The sequence below is a fragment of the Ruegeria sp. AA3 genome (assembly GCF_056542905.1).
On record NZ_JBQGAQ010000011.1, the window covers coordinates 62,778 to 86,940 of the forward strand.

Here is a 24,163-nt window from a genome sequence, read left to right on the forward strand (position 1 = left end):
AAAGGGTGCATGCACCCAACATGTATGTCTGCGTTGCCACAGAGATTATTTGGTCACCTTTTTCAGGTGATAGCTCTTTGGTCGGGTTAAGTTGTGATAACCAATGACCGACAATCCGCCGCCACGTCCGGTGTTTTTACAACCCGTCCAGCAAAGCCCGGGATCAAGATAATCTGCCCGGTTCAAGAATACCGTGCCTGTCTCGATCCGATCACCTATATGGGCAGCCCGGTCGACGTCCTGCGTCCAAAGACTTGCTGTCAGCCCAAATTCGCTGTCATTCATCAAAGCAACGGCTTCATCGTCTGAAGACACTTTCATGATGCCAACAACTGGGCCAAAACTCTCGTCACGCATGACGCGCATATCATGATTGACGTTTGTCAAAATCTGCGGCGTCAGATACGCGCCACCATCATCTTCGGCAAACAGATCGATATGCGCGACAGCTCCATCTGCCAGAGCCTCTGATATCTGCGCCCGGACTTCTGCAGCAAATCGCAAATTAGCCATTGGCCCGATCGTCGTCTCAGCATCTAAGGGATTGCCAAGCTTGTATCCCTTTACAATCTCGACGGCCTTCTCAACAAATTGATCATAGAGACTTTCATGTACATAGATACGTTCGATGCCGCAACAGCATTGGCCCGAGTTGAACATCGCGCCATCGATCAGGGTATCAACCGCAGCGTCCAGATCGGCATCCTCCATCACATAGCCCGGATCTTTTCCTCCTAGCTCGGTCCCGACCCCAGTAAAGGTTCCTGCGGCAGCTCTCTCCATGGCAATACCACCACCGACAGAACCTGTGAAGTTTACAAAATCAAACACATTGCCTGCGATCAGATCATTGGTCACTTCATGGGTTAGGAAAACATTCCGGAATACGTCTTCCGGCACGCCCGCAGAATGAAATGCTTGCGCCATACGTTCCCCGACAATCAGTGTCTGAGTTGCGTGTTTCAGCAAAACCGCATTGCCCGCAATCAGTGCCGGAGCCACCGTGTTGATCGCAGTCATGAACGGATAATTCCAAGGAGCTACAACAAAAACCACACCGTGAGGAACACGCTTGATATAGCGTTTGAAGGTCGCATCCTCGCCCACTTCGATATCAGCAAGGCTTTCCGAGGCAATAGATGCCATGTGGCTGGCGCGTTCATTGAAGCCACCAAACTCGCCACCATAGCGCACCGGGCGGCCCATCATTTTTGCGATTTCAGGAACGATTTCATCATTCATTGCCCCGACAGCGGCAACCCCTGCCATAACCAAATCGATCCGCTCTTGTAGCGGGCGCGAAGCCCAAACTGCCTGTGCGCCTCGGGCTCGCTCTGCCGCAGCAAAGGCCTCATCCCGTGACAGAGCCACACGTTCTGCAAATACCGACCCGTCAATCGGTGAGATACATTTCAAAACCTGATCCATGCCAGTTCTCCAGATACAGGGATTCCACCCCGTCTATTCAAAGAAAGTCCCATAAACCCAACGAGCGATGTTCCGAGGGCAATACGGAGCTATGCCCGCTCAAATCCGCGCGCGATCTCGTAGTCAGTCACAACACGTTCAAATTCTTCGATCTCCACCTCAGCAGCGCGCACATAGTGGTCGATGGCTTCGTCGCCTAAAGCCGCGCGAAGCATCGTAGATGCGTGTAACGCGTCACGCGCTTCGCGAAGATTACCCGGAATCATCCCGGATTCTCCCTGATATACGTCACCTTTGGTTGGAGCTTGAAGCTCTAGGCCCTGTTCAATACCTGCAATACCTGCGGCAAGCATGCCTGCCATGGCAAGATAGGGATTCATATCAGAGCCGGGGATCCGGCACTCAATACGAATAGCTTTTGTACCATCGCCACAAAGTCGGTATCCGGCAGTACGATTATCCACCGACCAAATGATGCGGGTCGGTGCAAAAGTACCCTTCATGAAACGTTTGTAGCTATTGATGTAGGGCGCCATGAAGTAGGTGTAGTCGGGTGCATACTTCAACAAACCGGCGGTATAGGCCTTCATTACCTCAGACATGCCCAAGCTGTCGCTTGGATCATAGAATGCATTTGAACCTTCTTTCCAAAGCGATTGATGAACGTGAGACGAACTGCCTACCTTGTCATGGTGCCATTTTGGCAGAAATGTCGCTGCATGGCCTTGCTGCCACGCGATTTCTTTGACGGCGTGTTTTGCGATTGTGTGATAAGCCGCCGTGTCCAATGCTGAGGCATACTTGATATTCAGCTCTTCCTGACCGGTCTCTGCTTCACCTTTCGAATTTTCCACCGGAATCCCAGCATTCCACAGATGATTGCGGATCGGGCGCATCACATGTTCTTCTTTGGTGGTTTGGAATATGTGATAATCTTCGTTGTAACCCGATATCGGCGCCAGATCCCGAAACCCGCTTTTGCGGATTTCATCAAAGTTCTTTTCGAAGAGGAAAAACTCGAGCTCGGTCGCCATCTTCGCATCATATCCAAGCGCATTCAGGCGTTTTACCTGTGATTTAAGCATCGCACGCGGGGAATGAGGGACCTCCTCATGGGTGTGGTGATCAAGAATGTCACACAGCACGAGTGCCGTACCTTCCAGCCACGGTACCGGCCGTAGCGTGGTCAGATCAGGTTTCATAACATAGTCGCCATAGCCCCGCTCCCAGGAAGTCGAAGCGTAGCCATCCGGCGTTCCCATCTCCAGATCAGTTGCCAGCAGGTAATTGCAACAGTGCGTTTCCTCATAAGCACCCACAACAAAATGCGCCGCGTGGAAACGTTTCCCCATCAAACGTCCCTGCATATCTGCAAAACAGACCAAAACAGTATCGATTGCGCCGTCTTGCACCTTCGCTTGAAGGTCCTCAAAAGTCATCGTTCCGCCCATGACAACTCCTCCAAATGAGCGATTTCCTTTATGGCAGGTTGAAGAAGCGTCAATAGCTCTTCCGTGATCTCCGCCACATCCTCCGGAGAGCGCATCAGATCATTGCGCACTTCGATCATGACATTCGCCAATCCACGGGACTGGGCATGCAATCTGAGCGAATGTGTAACCCCATCGCCGGGTCCGTAAGGTTCATTCCGTTCTATCCGACGATGCGAAAGCAAAGTTTTCCGCGCCAGCATCGCGTCGGCCAGGCGACTGTCTTCATCATGCAACAGCCCGATTTCGACCGCACGCTTTGCGCCGTAATATGTCGGCGTAAAACTGTGTATCGTTACAACCACCGGATCGTTGTTGCGGGCTTCCAAAACGCCTGACACGGCCGCACAGAATGGTCCATAGACAGACTGTATTCTTGCATCGCGCTGTGACTGGTTCAGATTCTGATTTCCCGGAACCTCAATCAGCTCGGACCTTTCCGGTATCGCACTTGGCGCATCCGGTGGACGGTTACAGTCGTAAACCAACCGCGAAACCCGCAATAGTATGGCGGGCGCATCCAAGGCGACACTCAAGGCCAATGTAACTTCACGTGCACCAGGATCCCAAACCGCGTGGCTCAACCTGTCTTTTTCGGCAAGGCCCAATTCGTCATAGGCTTCGGGTATTGTGGAACTTGCATGCTCGCACAACAGCACGACACGACCCTTGCCATTCGGATTCAATATCTCAACTGGGTCGATCATGCACCTGCCACCTCCCTGTGCAGATTTGCACCAAGGCTGAACTTTGTGCCACGACGCACCACATGAACGACAAAAACCATCAGCATCGCCGCGCGCACAAATTCAAATAGAAATCTGCCATTTACCATCTAGCGTCCCTGAGTCATGGCCAATAGCTCGGCATGCAATGCAGGCGTCGCTGCTGATATCACACGACCATCCGAATTCAGATAAAGCGGATTACCATTCCAATCAGTAATCACACCACCGGCAGCTTCGATGACAGCCGCAACCGGAAGAAAATCGTAAGGTTGCAGGTCATAGTCAATAACCGCATCAACGTGCCCCATCGCAACCAGGGCATGGGGATAGCAATCGTAGGCGAACCTTCGGGTTTGCCCGGAATGCATCAAATCTCCGAACAAATCAGGGTGATCACGGTAAATCTTATCTCCTTCATTCACGAAGAATACTGCGTGGCGCAAACTCTCTGTTTCACTGACTGAAACCGACTGGCCATTTAGCATGGCCCCTTGCCCCTTGATACCCAGCAGACATTCATTCAGTGCGGGCATTCCAATCACGCCAAGCAAAGGTTCACCCTTAACTAGCAAACCCAACAAGAAGCCAAACAAAGGATGGCCTGACAGAAACGAACGGGTGCCGTCAATCGGATCGATGATCCAGACATGATCACGATTCAACCCCTCGGCACCCTGTTCCTCACCAAATATTCCATCTTCTGGAAAGTGCTCAGCCAGATAGGCACGCACGATGGTTTCGACGCCTTTATCTGCCTGAGTCACAGGGCTTTCATCGGTTTTGAATTCAACGCCCAGACGGCCACGAAAATAACCCCGAGCTGCGTCAGCGGCCAAAGCTGCAATTTGCGTCGCATGCTCTGCATGTGTTTTCCCGTCCGTAGTCGATCTAACCATTTCTGAAGGGCTCAACATTCAATACGATCCATCTGCAATTACTGCTTTGATACCCCAGGCATCCAGTGATTGCGCGAGTGCCTTACTAGGCACTTTATCGGTCACAATATGACTAATCTGGCGCGGGGCGGGTCCTACAAAGGGCGCAGATTCGCTGAGTTTGCCGTGGTCGAATGCAATCAGAATCTGGTCGGCACATTCCGCCACGATCTGCGCAAGCTCTGCCTCTGCATTGCTGTGATACAAAAAGCCTCGGCGTGGTGAAACGGCATCCGCACTGAGAATCGCCATGTCATATACCAGTCGCTGGGCCTGTCTGTGGGTTACGTGACCAAAGGCACCACGCTCATTGGCCTGCATTTCTCCGCCAAGAATATGCACCCGGTTACCATTCACGTTGACCAGTGTCTGGGCCACTCCAATCGAATTGGTCGCAATTGTCAGGTTTTGATGCCGTCGCAGTTCTTCCGCGACAAATGCAGTGGTCGATCCAACATCAAGAAAAAGGGTCATGCCGTCAGAGACTCGCGTGCTAACGACATTGGCAATCAGCCGCTTTTCTGTCGGGCGCTGAGTAATGCGCCGAAAAAAGCTGGGGTCGTTCTGTGTGCCCACCAAATAAGCACCACCACGCACGCGGGCCACCATTGCGGTTTTGGAAAGGGACTTGATTGTTCTCCGTACTGTTTCCTCGGAAACGTCGAGCGCTTTCGCCAGATCTGTGTTCCGCGCAGAGCCACCCAGGCGCCTTAGCGCTTCAAGAAGCTCAATTTCTCGATGTGTCTGCGACATCCGCTTTCCACAATATCCCTCGCATCTTCCACGTTATCCCACAATTTTTTACAAACGCAACAATTCTTGCGTCCATATGTTGATTTATGATGTTTAATGTGGATTTTGACGGGGCGTGCAGCGCATTCTTTGCTCGGCACAAGCAAGTTAGAATCACAACATCTAGATTCCTGACATCAACTAAGCCGTCGGTCAATTCATCTGGAGCGTCAAACGATGCACGACAAAAGAAACGTCCTTTTTATTATCACCGACCAGATGCGGGCTGATTGTGTGTTTGGTGCGCTGGCGAACCACGTTGATCTACCCCATTTGCGGGCGCTGATGAAAGACAGCGTCACCTTCACACGTCATTTCTCGGTTACAAATCCATGCGGGCCTTCGCGAGCATCGCTGCTGACGGGGCAATATGCGATGAACCACCGCTCAGTTCGAAACGGCACGCCTCTTCGCCACGACACGCCTTCGATCGCATCAGAGATGCGCAAGGCAGGCTATCTTCCTATGCTTTTTGGATATACCGACACCTCGCAGGACCCGCGCGTATTTGACGCCAATGATCCGGCACTGCGTTCTTACGAGTTTCACCTGCCAGGTTTTCAGGAAATGCTGGAAATGCGCATGGAGATGTCTTTTCCCTGGCGATCACACCTTAAGAACAAAGGATATGTTTTCGACGACTATTTTGATGTTTTTAAACCCGTCTCGCCAACCGGGGACGCCCCGAAACTGAATGATCCTGCGCTCTATGCTGCAGAAGACAGTGACACGGCATTTCTGACTGACCGGTTTCTGGAAACCATGCCGGCTTATGCAGATCAGGACAAAGGATGGTTCGCCCATCTTACTTATCTACGACCACACCCGCCGCTGGTCGCGCCAACCCCTTACAACCAAATGTATGATCCGGCCAAACTGCCGAATCCAACGCGCCATGCTTCAGCACAAGCAGAAGACGCGCTCCATCCGTTCTTCGCACCTGCCAGAGCTAACAGTGCTGTTGAAGGATTTGTTGAAGGCTTCCCCGAACTCGAGCCAACTGACGAGGTCGTCGCGACCCTTCGGTCTATCTATCTGGGCCTCGCAACCGAAGTTGATCACCACATCGGTCGTGTCGTGCAGTTTCTGAAAGACAGCGGCCAATACGACAACACATTGTTGGTAGTCACAGCCGATCATGGCGAGATGCTGGGTGACCATCATAGTTGGGGTAAGATGTCGGTCTATGACGCGGCATACCATACACCCCTGATTGTCAGGATGCCGGGCGGTGTCGAAGGCGCACAGATCTCGAAGCCAACGGAGAGCATCGATATTGTCCCAACGATCCTCGATTGGGTTGGGCAACCAGCTCATGACGCAATGAATGGTATGACTTTGATGCCGCTCCTTGAGGGGAACCAACCCGAGAAATGGCGCAAATATTCTTTCTCTGAGCTCGATTTTGCGGACCCAATCGCGCCAACCCTTTGGCAGAAGACGCTTGGCACGGACATCTCGGACAGCTGTCTTGGAATTCTGCGCGACGATCGGTTCACGCTTGTCCAATTCGGAGCCGACCTACCACCCCTGCTTTTTGACCACAAAGGCAAAGGCGAAATGGAAAACGTCGCAGAACGACCTGAGTTTTCGCAGGTCCTTACCCGAATGACGCAAGAGATGTTACGGCATCGCATGCGTCACATGGACAAAACCTTGTCCAATTGGATGATCACTTCGGACGGCCCCCTCCATCCCTCGCAGCTGGCATCACAAGTGGGAAAAAGCGGGAAAGCATATTAATTTGACGCGTGGAGCTCAAATGGTAGTAGAGTCAGTAATCTGGCGTGAATTCTTGTATTAGATCAGTCATCGTTTACAGGAATTGCAGCCTTAATGCTGATCTTGCTCAGACCTGGCGCAACAAAAATCATTCTGGAACAACATGAATGCAGAGCTTTCCCCAAGGTTTCTGCTCACTCTGCCCTTTGACGGAACTGTCTTTGATCTCAGCGATTTTTGTGGTCAAAAAAGTTTCAATGGAGCCAATCTATCAGAATAGCTTGCGGGCGAACCAAACCATACAAACTCCAATTGTAAATTTTCAATCTATTGCGCTAACCTAACTGCATGAGCCCGCTCCATCCGGCCAAGTCAACTAGCATTTTTTTCATAATGACGTTCTTGAACGTCTTGTTTTTTGCGACGCAGGTATATGCCCAAGAGCGTGTGGCATTATTAATCGGCAATTCAAACTATGAAGCCCCAGAAATGTCATTGCGCAATCCGGCAAATGACGTCGCAGCCTTGAGCGCTGCACTGGAGGAGCTTGGATTTGCCGTCACCCAAGCCACGGATCAGAACGCAGAAGCCATGCAAAGGGCAGTAGAGCAATTCGGCGTCGCGGCGAAGGGTGCTGAGATGGCGGTCTTCTTCTACGCCGGACACGGTGTCCAGATCGGAGGAGAAAATCATCTGATTGGCACAGACTTTGCAGGCAACGATCTATCGGCGCTCAGGCAAAGCTCGATGACCCTAGATTTGGTGCGCGATGTGATGTCCAGGGCCGGACCAGATATCGGGATCTTGCTCTTGGACGCTTGTCGCAACAACCCGTTCACTGAAAGTGGGATGGTCGAAAATGGGCTGGTCAGAATTCGTGGCGGAGCCGGTTTGCTGATCGCTTATGCCACTGACCCCGGCAATGTGGCCTATGATGGATTGGAAGAAAACAGCGTTTTCACTTCAGGTCTTCTCGATCACATTGCGACACCCAATCTGGACGTGCGGCTGATGTTGGGTCGCGTGCGCCAACAGGTCGTTCTTGAGACAGATGGACGCCAAATTCCCTGGGTCGAAGAATCCGTTCTGGATGAGTATAGCTTTGCGCCGGTTCTGGCTGGCAGTGCCCCCAAAGACGAATACACCATTGATCTGGAACATTGGCGGCGCATCGCTTCCAGTTCGAATGCACAGGATTTCGAGGGATACCTAGAGGCCCACCCGGAGGGATTGTTTGCTTCATTTGCGCGCGAAAGGATAGCCGCTCCCCTACCGGAACCTGCAGCTTCACTGGCGCCGATCAACGCCTCGCTAACCGAAGCCGATCCCAACAAAATTGCCTCGGCATTGGTAGCTCTGGGGTATTTGAATGACCCCCAGACGCGCGACCTGGGTCCAGCATTGGACAATTATCGTAGCCAATTGCCAGAACGCGAAACTGCCTCGGCTGACCGCCTGCTTCAAGACGCGGCGCAAGTGTCGATTTTTCTGGCCACCACCACGCTGCAAAGACTACGCACCGATATTGTGGCCTTGCGCAGCCTGGAACGCACGCTTGGTATCGCCGAAGATGCATTGCGGCAAATCGAGGATATTGCCCGTACCGACGCAAACGCCTTGCCCATTTTGCAACAGGCGCGCAACGACATTTATGATATCTATCGATCGCGCGGAATCATCTTGCGCCGTCTGGACCAAAGCCGAAGCTACTACGAAGAAGTTCTAAATCGCGCTGTCATCTTCTTCCCTCCTGGCATTGATGCGTCAATAATAAGCAAAGCATCAGCACCGCGGGATCTGAACATCGCCGATGCGCGAATGACAAACGACGCAGCTCTTTTTTTGCGGCACGTTTCGCAGGCAGAAGATAGTAGAAAAGGAAGTTACCAATGGCTGACCGATCTCATCCCTCCCGAATAGGTGCTGCACTTGTTGCGGTATCTCTTGCCCTCTCGGCTTGCGGGGATAGCAGTCAGACCTCGGCCCCTGCGACTGGCTCCACGGGAGCAACACAGGCTGAGGCCGATCTAGCGAAACAAGCCGCGGCGATGCAGAAAACAATCCTGCAAGGTGCCATCGCAGGTGGTGTAACCGGTGGCGCAATCGGATTTGGCCTTGGCGGTAGTGACGATATTGGGACAGGTATTTCAGTTGGCCTCGGGGCGGGTGCCCTAGCCGGAACCTACGTCGCCTTCGTTCAGCGTAACTATGCTGGTCGCGAGGCACGTCTGCGGCAAATCAAAAAAGATCTGGATCGCAATGCCAGTGAAATGCAAACGACGCTGAACGTTATGAACCAGGTTCTTGCGGCGCAAAGAGCCGAACTTGACGCGCTGAGCGCCAGCGTAGCAGCGGGCACAGCCGATCAGGCGGAGGTCACAAAAGAACTTTCCGAGGCAAATGGCAATCTTGCTCAGATGGAGCTTGCAATCGACGGAGCGACCAAACGTCAGGCTGAATTCAATGAGGCCCGGAACCTGACGATTAAACGTGGTCAGACCGCCTCACCGATTGACGGAGATTTAGCCGCCCTTTCGAACCAGATCACGCAAATGCGCGGGATCGCAAACGATCTGGCATCTTCGCTATGACGAAAGGCACAGCAACTCGTTTCGCCGCCCTGCCCTGCCTATTGCTGGCCGGATGTCAGACCACGACCGATCCGGCGGACGGCGGTTTCTTTGCCGGAGTCTCAGGTATCACAACCGGAGCCTATGATGATCGCATCGCTGCTGCCGAGGGGGATGTGGCCACCGCAGAGGCGCGCAACGAAGCCCTCGCCGCGCAAATCCGGAATTCTGAATCCGAATTGGCACAGTTGAAGTTGAATATTCTTCAACAGCGCGATGCAATCGGAGGGGGCGACGCCGCAACGGCTGCCCGCATCGACCGTGTGCTGAATGACACGCCTACCGGTGCAACCCCGGATGCAAAACTGGCAGCATTACAAAAGAGCATCGCTGAAGCCCGCGCCCTGAGCGCCGATCTTGCCAAACTGTCGGGTTGATCCGCCTCAGCGCATTAACCCTGGCACCCACCAAGAGCCCAGCGGCGGAGATTGACCTTTAGGCCACCGCCATAGGGGTGTTGTTTGGTAACATTCCCGGCCTCGGGGCGATTCACGTAGGTCTGTGCCTGATCGCAAAGGGCTTCGGGTGTCCATTGATGGCAATTGGAGCAGTTCTGATCTTTCCACAACTCGTCCGGCAACCCCTCGATTGGCGGAAATTGTGGCGTGCCCACCACCAGTTGATTGATGGTTTGCCCGCGTACATACGCGTTTCCAAAATCAAGCAGTGAGTCCAGTGTAACCAGCACATCTGCTGACGCATCAACCCCGCCTTGGGGCTCTGACACGTCGGAATCGGGCGCGGTCTTACGTGTCACGGATTCCTGTCCATACCTCAGGGCCGCCAGACGGTCCTCCGCTTTGCTCGAAAACGCGCCTTCGGGAAAGCTCTGCAAATACACTTCGTAGGCATGAACGGTATCGTCGGCCAGAGCGAGCTCATACATCAGGCGTTCTGTTTCATTAGCCTCGGCAACTTCCTCCTGCTGCTCTGGCGCATTCGCTCCGAGCAGCGGGGATGTCCCAAAGGACTCCGCCATAACCGTCTGCAATAAACTGCTAGCCTCCTCGGCACGCGAACTATTGGGATACGCCCGCATGAAGAGCATGATCTGAACAGGGTCGCGTGTGGTAATCGCTTCCTGCCACAGGTCATCTTCACTTTGATTATTGGCGATTTGCGTTTGGACCTGCGGTGAGAATGCAAAGTCCTGTGTCAAAGACGATGTATCCCAAGGGGTTTGCAGGCCGCGCGTTTCTTGCAGTACGTCAACGCGAACTTTTTTGAACAACTGTTCGATGGCCATGCCCGGTGTTTCGATATGTTCTGCCAGACTGAGTGTGAACGGGCTGTTGCCTTTTTCGCCGTCCAGTGCAACCCCACCGGGATCGGTGGCATAGGCAAGAAAAGTGCCAGTCGGGGCCTTCATCTCGGCCAGGCCATTGTCATCCATGTTCGAAAGACTTTCGAATGGATTGTTCCGACAAGCGTCAAGAATGACGATATTGGTCTTGTTATGTGCTGATGCCATCTGATGCAGGACAGAACGTGCTTCCACTGCCATCAGATCCAGATCAGCCGGATCACTGAGTGAGATATCGACCGGCAGCAGGTAATTCGAACCAAATGACTGTACGCCATGTCCGGCATAGTAAAAGAGCCCGACCGCATCTTCACCACTTTGACGCAGGTCGCGGCCAAACTGGGAAATCGCCCTTTTCATCTCAATCTGATTACTGTCCGTCAGATTTCGGACATCAAAGCCAAGGTCAGTTAGCTTTTCCGAAATCAGCTTTGCGTCATTGACCGGATTGTCCAACGGCGAGACTGAACCATAGGCAGAATTCCCAATCACAAGCGCAATACGCGACTCAGCCCCTGCCTGAGCGGCCCATGATATCGATATCATCGCAATCAGAACGTAATAAATGCGAAACACGCCAGATCCTTTGCCACCATCATCCTAGCATATCCGTGACGCCGAGACATCAAGCCAGCTAGAAATTGGTTATATGTGTCTTTTGGCTTTATTATGGCCACGGACTGACATATTCCGATTTGAGTATCAAGCATAGGAAGAGGTTCACACATGCTACGCTCAACCTTGATGCGAGTTCTTATTGCCTTCGCGCTCTTGGTACTTTCGAATGCCGCATCGGCACAGAGCGCTGATCCATTTGAGCACGGCTGGACGCTTGATGCCGAAACCTCCGAATTGCAGTTTTTGTCCGTTAAGAAAAACTCAGTGGCTGAAAACAGTGGATTTGCAACACTCACAGGTGTGATCAACCCGGATGGTGCCGCAGAGATCAGAGTTCTGATGGACAGCGTCGACACCAACATTGATCTGCGCAATGTGCGCATGCGATTTCTGTTTTTTGAGACCTTCAATTACCCTGAGGCTGTCATCACAGCGCAGCTTCCACCTGAAAAGTTGGTTGACCTGCATCAGGCACGTCACAAAATCATTGACCTGCCCTATACCTTGTCGCTGCACGGCGTAACAAAGGATGGTGTCGCGCAGGTTGCGATCACATTGGTCGACAATGACCGTGTCGCTGTGGCAAATACTACACCGATTGCAATCGCGCTGCCCGATTTCAACCTCGAAGAAGGGCGGGGCAAACTGCAAGAGGCCGCAGGCGTTGACATCCTGCCCTTCGGTTTCGTCAGCTTTGGCTTCGTGTTCGACCGGGCGCAAGCGGGCACCCCTCCGCAACTTGTCGCGGCATCGACGACCCCCGGGGCCGCAGCGCTTGAAACCAAAGGCAATCTTGACCGCGAAGCCTGTGAAGGCCGCATGGAGATTCTTTCGCGTACAGGCAACATCTACTTCAATTCGGGCAGCGCCCGATTGTCAGATGCGTCCATCCCGCTGCTGACCAACCTGCACAATATCGTTGATCGCTGCCCTGAGCTGACGATCGAGATCGGAGGCCATACAGACAGTGACGGCTCGGATTCAGCCAATCGGGTGCTCAGCGAACGTCGCGCGCAGGCCGTCAACACCTATCTGGTCAATCAGGGTATCGCACCCGAACGTCTTGTAACCGTCGGCTATGGTGAAAGCCGTCCTGTGACTTCAAACGATACGGCCGAAGGCAAAAGGCGCAATCGTCGGATCGAATTTGTGCCGGTGAATTAACCACAATTGAAGAACAAGGGCTCAATCCCCAGCCAGAATAATCGGATTGAACCCGCCGCTGCGCCATTGTCGCAGGGCTGAAATGAAATTCGGTCCTGGCACACCGTCGATGGTACTGGAGTAGTAGCCGGCTTTTTGCAGCAGTTTTTGCACTTCCATCAAAGTGTCCCGTGTCCACTGATCCGAAGCCAGTGACAACTGGTTCACAATCGTGCCGTTATCTTCTGCCGCACCCCGCAGCAACATGCGGGCTGCTTCGACGGGGTCTTGTGCAACGCCACGCCCCTCATCCAACAAGATCGCCGCCGCCAGATACCCCTGATATTCACCATCGCGCGCGGCTTTCTCAAAGTAGTTCAGTGCCTCTGTTGGCTCTCCGTAAACCCCATCCTGCGCCAGCACACCAAGGTTGAAGGTTGCTTTGGCTGATCCACCTTCGGCGGCTTGCTGCAATAGCGCGATCGCGCGCGCCTCGTCCTTAGGCACGATATTCCCTTCGAATAGTGTCACGGCCAAATTGATCATGGCGTCAAAACTGCCGCCTTCTGCCGCGCGTTCGTAGAGAGACAGCGCCATGTCCTGATCCTGTGGCACACCTGTTCCGCTTTCATGCAGCTGAGCCAGCGAAACCATCGCCCGCAAGTCACCTGCCTCAGCCGCCTGCTTGTAAAGCGTAACGGCGCGATCCACATCCCCTGCAGCAATGGTTGCCCGCGCCAACAAGGCTACGTAGTGCGACAGATCAGGCGTCTGCGCAGTGGCAGCACTGCAGGCCTGTATAGCCGTCAATGCGTTTTCCTGAAGGCGGCTGAATGGCACCCCAGGGATGCTGGCCGTTCGGTCTCGGGGATGGGTCGCAAGACGTTCACATATACCGCCCGGGGTACTGTCTTCGGGGCGCGGAATTGATGAAATTAAGCGCTGCGCCTGACCGGCATGAGCACCGTTGGGGTATTGCTCCAGATAGAATTCGAGCAGCGGGCGCATGCGGCTGCGCTGTGCAAGTTTCCAAAGACGCTCGGCTTGCTCGTCTTCCTCTTCGACGGTCACCGCGCGGGTCAGCGTTTGCGCCTGCCCTGCCCGGTCCAGAAATGCCACAACTTCGTTCACATGTGCGCCTTGCGGGTAGCGATCTATGTAAAGCTGCATGAGCGAGGCATCCTGCGCATTAGCCGCAACCTGCCACAGCAACGTCTCTTCAGAGGCAGTAACGGGGCTGTTGTCAAAACGGAACTGCCGCGTCAAAGACGAGTTGTCCCAAGGAATTTGACGTCCCCCCGTTGAAGCCAGAACATCCTTACGGACCGAAATCATCAAATCCGAGATGTCCTGTCCGGGCGTGTAGATATGGCTCAGCAACGCTTCGGTGAAAAAACTGTTTCGACCGGTGCCGTCATAGGCCACGTTGTCGGGTTGGGTCGCGTAAGCAAACATGAAATCCGCGGCACTGCCAACACGTGCCAGCCCGTCACCGCCAACCTCAATTCCGGTGCCTTCAAAAGGATTGTCGCGACAGGCATCAAGAAAAACCAGTCGAATGCCGTCTGACCGTTCCATTCGGTTAACGAATTCGTCCATCTGAATCGTCTGTTCCGGAATGTCATCCGGTTCCGTGATCTGAGCATCAACTGGGACCAGATAATTGCGCCCGCCCACTTGAAACCCATGGCCTGCATAAAAAAGCAGCGACACATCGGAGTCCGCCGCAGTTGCACCGTAAGACTCTGCGAGTGACAGCATTTCATCATGCGTCAGATCGGTGCCCAGAAACACCTCAAACCCGAGCCCTTCAAGCGCGATGGCCAGATCGGACGCATCGTTGATCGGGTTGTCCAGCGGGCTCACCCACAAGTAGTCCGAGTTGCCGATGACTAGCGCAACACGTTTGTCAGCCAGGGCCATTGAAGCACCGAACATCAACAGTAGAAGCGCCGCGAGGCAACGTTTCAGGTACACTGGCTAAGTTCTCCGACGTCTTAGAGACCGATGGCGCGCGTCAGTCCGATTTCCGCCTGACCAACAGCCGCCACTATCGTTTCTACCTGCTGGTTCTGGATGATGGCAAGTTCGGGATCGCTTGCTCTTATCAACGTGATAGCTTTTCGGATCTCCCTCTGAGCCTGACGAATTTGACGCCGTGCCTGCTGGACAGCTTCGCGTCGAATCGCGTTGCGTTCCTCGGCAGTCGTGGCAAGCGACAGACGGCGGCTGGCTTCTTCGCCAGTTTCGCGGATACCGGCACTGGCACCGCGGATGATATCCCCAACCGAATCCAGTCCCGGCGGTAGGCCCTTAACGATCCCATCTAGATCGGCAGCATACTCATCCATCGCTTGGGCCAGACAGGCAAGATATTCGCTAACGCTTTCACCACTACTGGCACAGGATGCAATCTCTTCGTCAAATTCCTGCGACACATTTTCGACTGTCCCCAACGCGGCTTCTGCCTCAGCGACAGTTGTCACGGCTGTGCCTCCGCCACCTCCGCCGGTGATTGTAGTGTCGACGGTCGGCGTAACCTCAATTGTAGGCGTCGGAGGAACTGTAATAATCGTGCCGTTTGTAATGACGGCCGCCCCCGGCAAAGCGGCAATCGTAAAGACCTGCCCGCCGCTGCTGGTCACTGAACTTCTGCCCAATGTAAAAGTCGTCGCCCCAGGCGAAGTGCTGGCGAAATTCAACGGACTGAAAACGCTGGAAGTATTCAGCGTATCGGATGCCGGACCAAACCGATAAAGCGATGGCCCACCATAGACCGTACCCGTCGTGGAGGCGCTAGATGTCTCGCCGGCCGGGACGGCAACATCGTCAGGAATGGCGAAGAGCACGGGCGAAGTTGTGTAATTTGCAGGGTTTGTGCTGCCGGTTCCCGGTGCCCACACGGTGGTGAAATCCCATCCCTGAGAAGAGGCGCGTCTGTAAAAGCTCTCGGTGTCCTGCAGCTGCGATGTGCTCAGTGCAGTGCCACCGTCACTGGTGCTAACCCCCGTAGATTGGCTATCCCAGAATGAAGCCGTGACCGAGGCTGAGGGATCGTTAAAGACGACCAGACCGCCGAAGGTTGTCGACGCCAACCCGCCAGAGGTTATGTCGCCAGTCGCAAATGTGCGTTCGATCGTACCGACAGTTCCAAAATCAGGGTCTGTTTCGTTGTCGACCACAAGGCCACCGATGGTTACGGTATCATCAATATTGACGGCCGTAATGTCTGATGTGGAGTATGAATCTCGGATAATACCCCTGTTAAACGTCACCAAACCCGCGCCAATAGCGTCTCCACCACCCGTTTGACTGGACAAAATGACGGGGCCGGAACTGTTAGACCTTTCGATAATCCCGACATTGTCACCGACTAGTCCTGCCGCGGATAAGAATGTACTGGACGCGTCGATAGGAAAGATGGATTCGACTCTAGCTGTACTAAAACTGTCTTCGACTGTACCGGTGTTCGTAACAACCAAACCTGCCGCCACAGATCCGCCACCTGCGCCTTCAGCAGTAACCGATCCATCGACTGAGACCCCGCTTATCAAACCGTCGTTGAACACAGCCAAAACAGCCGCGTTTTCGCCATCTATATCTGCATCGGTTACGGACAAGTTGGAAACTGATCCCGATGTTTCGATAATTCCGAACATGGCAGTGCTACCGCCCCGATCAATATTTAACCCATCAATCGCAAACCGATTTCCATCCAATGACCCCGAGAAAGTATCGATTGGGTCAAATCCTCCGGACCAGCCGGATGTGACAGACGCATCGATGTTGTTCACCAATTCAAAGCTGTCAGCATCCAGCCCCGTGCTGTCTATTCCTTGCAGGCCATATACATCCGTCAACTGATAGGGGCTGGCGGCAGTTCCGCTACCACCCAGCGCCCTCAGGAATGTGGCCCCGTCCGTGATCGAGAAATCGCCTGCCGAAAAGGACGGAATCGCGCCGCCGTTCTGATCCCATGAGCCGCTTTCCAGAGTGAACGACGCAACATCGATTGCACCGCCAGAGCCGGTTACAACGTCACCAACCGCATCGATCGTTAATCCGCCATCAGGCGCTGTAATAGCGGCGTTGATATCAATATCGTTGTCCGCACGTAGGGTAAGGTTGGAAGAGCTAGCCCAGACAACAGCCTCTTCAACAGTGATGTCCCCCGCTTGGCCGTCAGGTCCACCCAAATCCACTGGCGGGCCGCTGCCGGGGATAAGCTCTCCGGTTCCGGCAGTGGTGATGATAACATCACCAAGGTCGAGGTTGGCAACGATCGTCGCCGGGTCGACTGTCCCGAGAGCGCCGCTCGAATTGATAAAAATATTAGACGGGTCAAGCAGCAACGTCCCATGAGAACCGCTGGGCGCGCGCGTATCGGTCAGTCCTCGGTAGCTGAGCTCGATTTTACCAGAAACCTCGACAAATCCGCCATCACCCGCCTGTTCGCCCCCGCGGGCTGAGTTGAAGCCTGAGAAGATCGTAGAATAGTCAGACCAAACGATGATGCGTCCGCCATTGCCCTCATCACCACCATCGGCGGTTAGGGTAGAGCTTGCGTCCACACTGGTTGTCTGTGCTGTCTGCAGCGTGCCGCCACCCTGATAGTCTCCGCCCACTAAGATTGTGCCGCCATCACCACCACCAGCCCCATCAGCGCTCAGCGTGGCACCGGCTAATGCAATCGCTTCGCCCGTGATCGTGATTGTTCCACCATCTTGCGCACGAACCCTTGGGCGCAACGAGGTTTCAACAATCGTCTCGCGAGCCGAAGTGTCGATTGTTCCGCTGATACGAACCGCTCCACCGCTACCACCTAAAACAACTGCGCCGGAAACGCCTCCGACGGATTTCGCCTCAATCACTCCAGACATGTTAATCACCTGCCGCGCGGCATCGCGCGCGCTGGCTGCTTTCAGATGAACCAGACCACCCTCGGCCTCGATCCGCCCCGAATTGGTGACCAAGGCCTCCATCGTGGCATCATCGCTATCCGATGGAACCGCTACCTGCAAAAACCCATCGCCCGAGACGTCAAGGGTTACCTGTTCACCAGCACCCAAACCGACCTTGCCCAATGGCACCCTGATCAAGCCCGAGTTAGATACCTTGCCGCCGATCAGCGCCGCATAGCCACCGGGAACGATGGAGATCGTTCCGGCATTCTCAACCGAAGCTGAATTTCCGTTACCTTCGAAACGATATCTCCCGTTCAGGAAATCATCATCCGAGATAGCGAGGGTCGAGGCTACAAATCCGCCTGTATTTACATGACCGTTCGGCCCGATGAAAATGCCATTGGGGTTGACGAGAAACACCTGCCCGTTCGCATTCAGCTGCCCGTGGATTTGGCTAGTGGTATCACCCGTCACCCGGTTCAGGATGGCGCTCTGCTGTCTGGGCTGATGAATATTAACCGTCGAACCTGAACCGACCGAAAATCCGTCCCAGTTGACAATAGCGGTGTCTGAACTTTGAGTTATGTCCAGTCGTGTGCTGCTGGGCTGCGAAATTGTCGCACTGCCTGCGGCCACGGAACCACCTGTCGGCAAGGACTGCGCCATAGCAGTCGTGCCCCAAAGCAGTGCCGTGGCTGAAACTATCGCAGTCCGAAGTATATTGTCGGTGCGCTCAGAATCTCCGGCTCGCAACGATACTGAAGCGGTTTCCATCAGCTCCCAGGTCATCGCGTTCACCTCTCCCATACTCAACTCGTAACGAACCCGACTTATAGGTCGAGTTTTCAATGATAAACAAATCAGCGCCGATCCCATAGGAATAGGCCGTGGTGGTGCTTTGCTCAAATATCGTTGGCTGTTCTAATCCCAGTTCCCCATAAGCACCAAAGATATAGGGCTTCAACAGCAGCGGAACTCCGGCGAGTTCAATCTGTTGAGATCGACCTACTTCGGACCGCACGACCCAACCATCATCACCACGTAGCGAGCCCGCGTCAAACGTTGACAGCTCGCTCGTGCTGGCGACGCTGAACTGCTCTGATGTAACCAGCGGATCACCAAAACTAGATTGAATGCGGCCGCTTAGATTCAACGACCAATTGGCATTTATCGGGCGCTGATATTGACCGGCCAAAACGAGTTTGGTGAATTCGGCACTGGCACCCTGCCGAGACAAAGGTGCTTCATCAGGCCCGACCGATGTGCTGGCTCCAAATGCATCTAACCCACGAGACAGGATAGCACTGCCGCGCAAGAATGCCCCATTATCATAGTTTCGCGTAACATCTAATGTTGCGCGCAAGACGCTTGTATCGTCGTCGTATACCGGGACTGAATCTGATCCGATCAGCAAATCTTGAGAATCGCTGATACGGTCAAAGATCAGCTGCGATGTCAGATTTAGCTGCCTCGATCGAATCCAAGGATAATACAGCCTCAGAGACAACCTCTCGAATTCGCTTTCATTCGGAACAAGGTCTGTTTCGGGGCGCGCCTTACTGGATGTTACTTCTGCATTAAACGTCAGACCATCATAGCCAATCGGGAATACGGTACCTGCCGCGACTATTCGGTATTCAGGGTCACTCGAGAAAAACCGCGTAGGTGACCCGCCCACATTGAAGTAGAAGGTCTCTCCAAGATCGAGAAAACCGTTCATCTCAAGCCCCAGGCTCAGGTTCACGGGACCAAGCTCATCCGATAACGTGTTGTCGAACCCAAATGAGCCGGTAATTTCTTTGAATTCTCCGTCCAGTGTTAGAATCGTTCCGCCACTGGCGTCCCCGGCTGATAGGGTCGATGCCAGCCGAACTCCAAATGTATCACCCGCTAGCAATAGTGCCCGTTCAATCTCTTGCAGCCTGATACCGCGTTTGCCGATCAGTGGTTCAGTGATCGCCACCACCCGGTCGCGAACTTGTTCGGGAACCTTCCGGGCATCGATACGCTCGACAAACCCATCAACCACAACAATGCGAAGGGTTCCACCGTCGCGCAGAGTCTGCTGCGGCAAAACCACACGACTTAGGACAAACCCGGCATTGGCGTACGCGCTTTCCAGACGGTTGGTCGCCGCAAAGATTTCGGACGCCGCGACGCGCTTGCCCGACAACCGCTCAACAAAGGCGGTATTTGCACTCTCCATCTGTGGCAGAGCACCTTCGATATCGACCCGCCCAACCGTCACGAATAACCGGTCCGCACCCTCCGGGATCGGAGCACCCGGATCCCGCGCCACAGTCACTGGCCCAGTGCTTTGCTGATTTTGTGGCTGAAACGTCGAAGGCGCAATGTTGGACGCGCTTTGCGCCCAGACGCTATCCGCAAGAATGTTCAAGCTGCCGGCGGCAAGTGAAAATATCACACTGATATTTTGGAGGCGCTGAAACTTCCTAGGCAGTAGCTTCGACATCGGTGACCTTTGGTGAAGGCGAGAAACAGTACTCAGAAAAACCCAGCGTATACGCCAAAGCAAGATTGTATTTACCATTTACGAAAACTCGTTGGAATTACTGTTCTGGGTATCACGTTTAGTGGCTTTGAAGTCCGTGTCTAACTTCACATAACGCGCAACTACAGCAGACCTTGTTCCAGCCACTCTTCTATTTTGTCTCGACTGACTTCGAAATGCATGGAATCCTCGCGCCCCCATGCAGCCCCCCAGACCCAGCCTTCCTGGCGGAAAAAATCGGCAAGGATAGTGAGGCCAAGTTGAGTTTTTCCATCGCCCAAAGTGTCCAGCACACCGTCGATGTTCAGATCAACAGCCAGTCCATAAGCATGCGCCGAGGCTGAGGATGTCGCTCCTCGAATTCGGCGGACACACAAAGACCCTGCCGTATTAATACGGGCAAATAAATCAGGATCGGTTCGTCGGATATTGTCGAATACAGTGCGCAGGGAATCGATTGCAGGTTTCAGCATCCGCACACGAACAGGCCCCACTTCTTCAAGGATCAGCAGACTTTCCAGACGCGGATTAGTCATTGACTGGCAACTGTCTGTTAAGTCCTCGCGCGGCAGACCAAAAGTCTCTTTCAAGAATGTTGAATTTGCCAGCTGAAGTTGCTGATTCACCTTCTTACGATTGGCTATCAGAACAACCTGAGCATAGGCATCGATGATGTCGTTTGGTGTGGTGCTGTCATAGCCATAATCATCGGCACCGTCGGCACCTTGTTGCAACAAAGGTCCACCGCTTTGCGATCGAGAGATTTCCAGAGATAACTGCTCAATCTGATTGCGCATGTCTTCGACTTGCTGGCTCAGCATTTCAATCTCGATCCGGGCGCCTGAGTCGATTGCGGGCCCCTCAAAATCACTTTCAATAGGGACTATTATAGGGAAGACATACCAGATGATCGGGGCAAGGATTATCGCCACACCAAGGATTATCGCTGGAACGGTGCGCATCTGCTGTGTTTTCCTGTGTCTCACTGCCTTTATGCATCAACCTAGAAGTCGACGGACAGGATGTCACGCCTTTGCCCGAAATTGTTAATCTCATATGTGACTTTCTTCATTGTCGCTGCTCAGAGGCAGGGGTACTCTTTGTCTCAAATATGGAAGGACCTCAGTAATGACTGCATTTTCATCGACGAAAACTATCGGGGCTTCGGCTTTTGCATTTGTGTGTGCGACACAATTTTCACTGGCGCAGTCAAATGAGCTGACAGCCGACGAAATCACCGACGCATTCAACAAACAAAAAACACGCGGGCTCGTGATCGTGCCCTCAAATTCCGGCACCGAAACTGCGCAGGACACCGCTGAAACCACTGTTGCTGCAGCGCCCGCCGAGTATCAACCCGTCGCAACGGAAGATCAGGTCAACATTCAGGTTCGTTTCGATTTCGCCTCGGCCGCACTGCGGGACGATGAAAAACCGAAATTGGCCTCGCTCTGTCAGGCGATGAAGAACGTCGACGTGAATGTCTTTCAGATTATCGGACACACCGACAGCGCAGGATCTGCGGAGTACAATCAAAATCTGTCTCTGTTGCGCGCAAAAGAGGTCAAACGCTTTCTTGTAAACGATTGCGGCATCTCGGACCAACGCCTGGAAGTGCTCGGCGTCGGTGAAGCACAACCTCTGAATAAGGATAACCCGCGTGCAGATGAAAATCGCCGCGTTGAATTTCAGGCTCTCGGCTGATTTAGTCTCCTCTGATAACAACTAAATTCGAGGGCGGCATGACTGAATCCCGCGCAGGTGACCTGTTTCAGCCGGGCGATCTGGTGAACAATACCTATCGGATCGAAGCGATCCTTGGGCGGGGTGGAACGTCGGACGTTTACCGGGCACGCTCCGAGATTTCGGGGCGCCTTGCCGCACTCAAGGTATTGAAGGCCGAATTCTCCAGTAACGACGATTATCTTGTCCTTCTGACCCGGGAAGAAGAAATTCGCGACATCCGCCACGACGCGGTTGTGCGGTATTCTGAAAACAACCGCACCGCCGACGGACATGTCTATCTGGTGATGGATTACGTTGACGGACCCGGACTGGACCGGAAGCTGGCCGAGGGTCCGATGTCTGCGCCTGAAATTCTCACTGTGTGCAAACGGGTGTGCGAGGGATTGGAGGCCGCCCATGCCCGCAATATCGTCCATCGCGATCTGAGCCCGGATAACATCATCCTACGTGACGGCGATCCTGCACAAGCGGTGATTATCGATTTCGGTATTGCCAAGGACACCAATCCTGGCGCGGAGACCATCGTGGGTGGTGAATTTGCCGGCAAATATGCCTATGCAGCGCCCGAGCAGTTGTCGGGTAAAACCGATCAACGCACAGATATCTACTCTTTGGGCGCGTTGCTACTTGCAAACTTCCGGGGTGAAAAAGCAAACTCAGGACGCAACCTGCTGGAAGTTGTCGAAAGCAAGAAGGAGCCGCTGGACACTACAAATGTGCCTGAGCCTCTGAAATCCATCCTCGACAAGATGACCGCCCCGGATCCAAATGACCGATTTAAATCGGCCGGTGATGTACTAAGGGCGCTTGCCTCTGCACGATCAGAACCAGTTGAGAGGGCAATCCCTGACACTGATGAAGATGCCACTATAATTGTTCCTAAAAGTAGCGCTCCCGCACCTGCGATGGCCGCGCCTGAATCCACGCCTACTCAGGAAGTGCAGACGCCGAAGCCCTCTCAGCCTGCAACCGCAAAAAAGTCACGGACAGGGCTTATGGCGACTTTGGGCGTTGTTATCGTCGGAGGGGCCGGAATTGGCGGCTATCTAAGCGGCACCTTCGATGGACTGTTGGGCCCGTCATACCCCGCCGTCGCGCCCTACACATTGGTAGCGGACAAACGCGATGGGCAGCCCCCGCGTGCGGTCGGGTTCGTACCATCGGAAGAAACTCGGGATGCTATGACACGCGAGATTACCGGAGATGGCGGTACGGTCGATTTGACATTGGCATCGGGCGACATTTCAGAAACCTGGGGAAGCGCCGTCAGCGATGTCGTAGACGCGGTAATGGACCTGGAAGAATGGCGTCTGGTCGTGAACGGCAATGACGCCCAGTTGACCGGACAGACCACGAACAAGGCCCTGCACACAGAGTTGGAGCAGCTTTTTTCCGCAGGATTACCTGCTGGGCTGCAGGGAACAGTTGATCTGGAACTTGAATCTCTATTCGTTACAGCGGCAGAGATCAGACCAATTTTGGCAGGCTTGGCCGATTGTGGCACGTTGCAATTGGTTGACCCGCCCACAACCGGATACGGGCTTGAAACCCCGGTTCGGGTGAGCGGCACACTGGCGTCTCAGGACAGCTTAATCGGGCTTGAAACCGCTTTGACGGCGCTTGTTGGCACGCGACCCGTGGATTTGGATCAGATTGCGCTCTTGAATCCTACCCTGTGTCTGATCGAGAACTATCTTCCAACTGCACCGACAAGCGATATTTCGATCGCATTCTATAATGGTGAACAGGGTAACGCGCCAAATCCCAATGGTGATTTTATCGTCGGCCAGAACCCGGTGATCGACGTCAAACTGCCAGATGATGCGCAGGACGGATTTCTGTCTGTTTCAGTTCTTGATGTCTCGGGAAACGTATTCCACCTGCTGCCCAATGTGACGCGCCAGGAAAACGGCATTCCGGCCTTAAGGGAAGGGCAAACAGGACCCATGTCAGTACGCGTTGCTTATTCGATACCAGAGAGCCAGGAAAACGGAGGCATTGCTTTCGAGGTTGATGATTCCACCTTGGGCAAAAGCAAAGTCATCGTGTTGCATAGTGACAAACAGTTATTCGACACCCTGCGACCAACCACCGAATCCGCAGCAGGATATGCCGAAGCGCTGCGCGAGCAAGATCGCAACGTCGATACGCAGATCCTGTCGCTGGACAGCCGTATTCTGACTACCCTGGAACAATAACCTGGCCTCGAACT

Annotated in this window: 18 protein-coding genes; 7 read left to right on the forward strand and 11 right to left on the reverse strand. The window is 53.8% G+C overall.

What is annotated here, in order from left to right:
- Window positions 1-45: 45 nt before the first annotated feature.
- The 6 genes from ACR0JR_RS17455 to ACR0JR_RS17480 form a co-directional block, all read right to left on the reverse strand.
- Window positions 46-1,428 carry an aldehyde dehydrogenase family protein gene (locus tag ACR0JR_RS17455; protein WP_480457196.1) on the reverse strand — a complete coding sequence of 461 codons (1,383 nt, stop codon included), beginning with the start codon at window positions 1,426-1,428 and terminating at the stop codon, window positions 46-48.
- Between the two features lie 89 nt (window positions 1,429-1,517).
- Window positions 1,518-2,879, reverse strand: coding sequence for a glutamine synthetase family protein (locus ACR0JR_RS17460; protein WP_480457197.1), 1,362 nt, complete (start codon window positions 2,877-2,879; stop codon window positions 1,518-1,520).
- A complete protein-coding gene (locus ACR0JR_RS17465) occupies window positions 2,864-3,625 on the reverse strand; it encodes an N-formylglutamate amidohydrolase (protein WP_480457198.1) in 762 nt (253 codons plus the stop codon). The genes ACR0JR_RS17460 and ACR0JR_RS17465 overlap by 16 nt, the downstream gene beginning before the upstream one ends.
- The gene (locus ACR0JR_RS17470) at window positions 3,622-3,753 is read right to left on the reverse strand and encodes a hypothetical protein (protein WP_480457199.1); all 132 of its coding nucleotides are present in this window, start codon (window positions 3,751-3,753) and stop codon (window positions 3,622-3,624) included. The genes ACR0JR_RS17465 and ACR0JR_RS17470 overlap by 4 nt, the downstream gene beginning before the upstream one ends.
- Complete coding sequence (locus ACR0JR_RS17475; RefSeq protein WP_480457200.1) at window positions 3,754-4,542, reverse strand: inositol monophosphatase family protein; 789 nt, start codon at window positions 4,540-4,542, stop codon at window positions 3,754-3,756.
- 18 nt (window positions 4,543-4,560) lie between these two features.
- On the reverse strand, window positions 4,561-5,334 hold the full coding sequence (locus ACR0JR_RS17480) for a DeoR/GlpR family DNA-binding transcription regulator (protein ID WP_480457201.1): 774 nt from the start codon (window positions 5,332-5,334) through the stop codon (window positions 4,561-4,563).
- Window positions 5,335-5,550: 216 nt separating this feature from the next.
- On the opposite strand from ACR0JR_RS17480, the gene ACR0JR_RS17485 reads away from it, so the two are divergent.
- The 4 genes from ACR0JR_RS17485 to ACR0JR_RS17500 all read left to right on the forward strand — a co-directional run bounded on the left by ACR0JR_RS17485 (window position 5,551) and on the right by ACR0JR_RS17500 (window position 10,102).
- Entirely contained in the window at window positions 5,551-7,116 is a 1,566-nt protein-coding gene (locus tag ACR0JR_RS17485) for a sulfatase-like hydrolase/transferase (RefSeq protein ID WP_480457202.1), read from the forward strand.
- A 372-nt stretch (window positions 7,117-7,488) separates the two neighbouring features.
- Window positions 7,489-9,015: a caspase family protein gene (locus ACR0JR_RS17490; protein WP_170781960.1), complete on the forward strand. Its 1,527-nt coding sequence runs from the start codon at window positions 7,489-7,491 to the stop codon at window positions 9,013-9,015.
- Window positions 8,985-9,686 carry a hypothetical protein gene (locus ACR0JR_RS17495; RefSeq protein ID WP_480457203.1) on the forward strand — a complete coding sequence of 234 codons (702 nt, stop codon included), beginning with the start codon at window positions 8,985-8,987 and terminating at the stop codon, window positions 9,684-9,686. The genes ACR0JR_RS17490 and ACR0JR_RS17495 overlap by 31 nt, the downstream gene beginning before the upstream one ends.
- Complete coding sequence (locus ACR0JR_RS17500) at window positions 9,683-10,102, forward strand: hypothetical protein (protein WP_170775559.1); 420 nt, start codon at window positions 9,683-9,685, stop codon at window positions 10,100-10,102. Before ACR0JR_RS17495 ends, ACR0JR_RS17500 begins: the two co-directional genes overlap by 4 nt.
- Window positions 10,103-10,116: 14 nt before the next feature.
- Here ACR0JR_RS17500 and ACR0JR_RS17505 read toward each other — a convergent pair whose 3' ends face one another.
- Window positions 10,117-11,604, reverse strand: coding sequence for a caspase family protein (locus ACR0JR_RS17505; protein WP_480457204.1), 1,488 nt, complete (start codon window positions 11,602-11,604; stop codon window positions 10,117-10,119).
- 150 nt (window positions 11,605-11,754) lie between these two features.
- Here ACR0JR_RS17505 and ACR0JR_RS17510 point away from each other — a divergent pair, with 150 nt between their 5' ends.
- Complete coding sequence (locus tag ACR0JR_RS17510; RefSeq protein ID WP_480457205.1) at window positions 11,755-12,810, forward strand: OmpA family protein; 1,056 nt, start codon at window positions 11,755-11,757, stop codon at window positions 12,808-12,810.
- Window positions 12,811-12,831: 21 nt separating this feature from the next.
- Here ACR0JR_RS17510 and ACR0JR_RS17515 read toward each other — a convergent pair whose 3' ends face one another.
- From ACR0JR_RS17515 to ACR0JR_RS17530, 4 genes are all read right to left on the reverse strand, one after another.
- On the reverse strand, window positions 12,832-14,766 hold the full coding sequence (locus tag ACR0JR_RS17515; RefSeq protein WP_480457206.1) for a caspase family protein: 1,935 nt from the start codon (window positions 14,764-14,766) through the stop codon (window positions 12,832-12,834).
- A 20-nt stretch (window positions 14,767-14,786) separates the two neighbouring features.
- Complete coding sequence (locus tag ACR0JR_RS17520; protein WP_480457207.1) at window positions 14,787-18,482, reverse strand: two-partner secretion domain-containing protein; 3,696 nt, start codon at window positions 18,480-18,482, stop codon at window positions 14,787-14,789.
- Window positions 18,427-20,118 carry a ShlB/FhaC/HecB family hemolysin secretion/activation protein gene (locus ACR0JR_RS17525; RefSeq protein WP_480457208.1) on the reverse strand — a complete coding sequence of 564 codons (1,692 nt, stop codon included), beginning with the start codon at window positions 20,116-20,118 and terminating at the stop codon, window positions 18,427-18,429. Before ACR0JR_RS17525 ends, ACR0JR_RS17520 begins: the two co-directional genes overlap by 56 nt.
- Window positions 20,119-20,327: 209 nt before the next feature.
- Entirely contained in the window at window positions 20,328-21,167 is an 840-nt protein-coding gene (locus ACR0JR_RS17530; RefSeq protein WP_170471976.1) for a M15 family metallopeptidase, read from the reverse strand.
- A gap of 166 nt (window positions 21,168-21,333) precedes the next feature.
- Between ACR0JR_RS17530 and ACR0JR_RS17535 the strand changes: the two genes are divergently transcribed.
- Entirely contained in the window at window positions 21,334-21,909 is a 576-nt protein-coding gene (locus ACR0JR_RS17535) for an OmpA family protein (protein ID WP_480457209.1), read from the forward strand.
- 38 nt (window positions 21,910-21,947) lie between these two features.
- The gene (locus ACR0JR_RS17540) at window positions 21,948-24,149 is read left to right on the forward strand and encodes a serine/threonine protein kinase (protein WP_480457210.1); all 2,202 of its coding nucleotides are present in this window, start codon (window positions 21,948-21,950) and stop codon (window positions 24,147-24,149) included.
- Window positions 24,150-24,163: the final 14 nt, after the last annotated feature.

What these genes read in the sequence shown, in the direction of transcription:
- ACR0JR_RS17455 (WP_480457196.1), bottom strand. Translation starts at nt 1,428, where the DNA reads ATGGATCAGGTTTTGAAATGTATCTCACCGATTGACGGGTCGGTATTT.
- ACR0JR_RS17475 (WP_480457200.1), bottom strand. Translation starts at nt 4,542, where the DNA reads ATGGTTAGATCGACTACGGACGGGAAAACACATGCAGAGCATGCGACG.
- ACR0JR_RS17490 (WP_170781960.1), top strand. Translation starts at nt 7,489, where the DNA reads ATGACGTTCTTGAACGTCTTGTTTTTTGCGACGCAGGTATATGCCCAA.
- ACR0JR_RS17530 (WP_170471976.1), bottom strand. Translation starts at nt 21,167, where the DNA reads ATGCGCACCGTTCCAGCGATAATCCTTGGTGTGGCGATAATCCTTGCC.
- ACR0JR_RS17465 (WP_480457198.1), bottom strand. Translation starts at nt 3,625, where the DNA reads ATGATCGACCCAGTTGAGATATTGAATCCGAATGGCAAGGGTCGTGTC.
- ACR0JR_RS17535 (WP_480457209.1), top strand. Translation starts at nt 21,334, where the DNA reads ATGACTGCATTTTCATCGACGAAAACTATCGGGGCTTCGGCTTTTGCA.
- ACR0JR_RS17485 (WP_480457202.1), top strand. Translation starts at nt 5,551, where the DNA reads ATGCACGACAAAAGAAACGTCCTTTTTATTATCACCGACCAGATGCGG.
- ACR0JR_RS17540 (WP_480457210.1), top strand. Translation starts at nt 21,948, where the DNA reads ATGACTGAATCCCGCGCAGGTGACCTGTTTCAGCCGGGCGATCTGGTG.
- ACR0JR_RS17520 (WP_480457207.1), bottom strand. Translation starts at nt 18,482, where the DNA reads ATGACCTGGGAGCTGATGGAAACCGCTTCAGTATCGTTGCGAGCCGGA.
- ACR0JR_RS17500 (WP_170775559.1), top strand. Translation starts at nt 9,683, where the DNA reads ATGACGAAAGGCACAGCAACTCGTTTCGCCGCCCTGCCCTGCCTATTG.
- ACR0JR_RS17495 (WP_480457203.1), top strand. Translation starts at nt 8,985, where the DNA reads ATGGCTGACCGATCTCATCCCTCCCGAATAGGTGCTGCACTTGTTGCG.
- ACR0JR_RS17470 (WP_480457199.1), bottom strand. Translation starts at nt 3,753, where the DNA reads ATGGTAAATGGCAGATTTCTATTTGAATTTGTGCGCGCGGCGATGCTG.
- ACR0JR_RS17480 (WP_480457201.1), bottom strand. Translation starts at nt 5,334, where the DNA reads ATGTCGCAGACACATCGAGAAATTGAGCTTCTTGAAGCGCTAAGGCGC.
- ACR0JR_RS17510 (WP_480457205.1), top strand. Translation starts at nt 11,755, where the DNA reads ATGCTACGCTCAACCTTGATGCGAGTTCTTATTGCCTTCGCGCTCTTG.
- ACR0JR_RS17460 (WP_480457197.1), bottom strand. Translation starts at nt 2,879, where the DNA reads ATGGGCGGAACGATGACTTTTGAGGACCTTCAAGCGAAGGTGCAAGAC.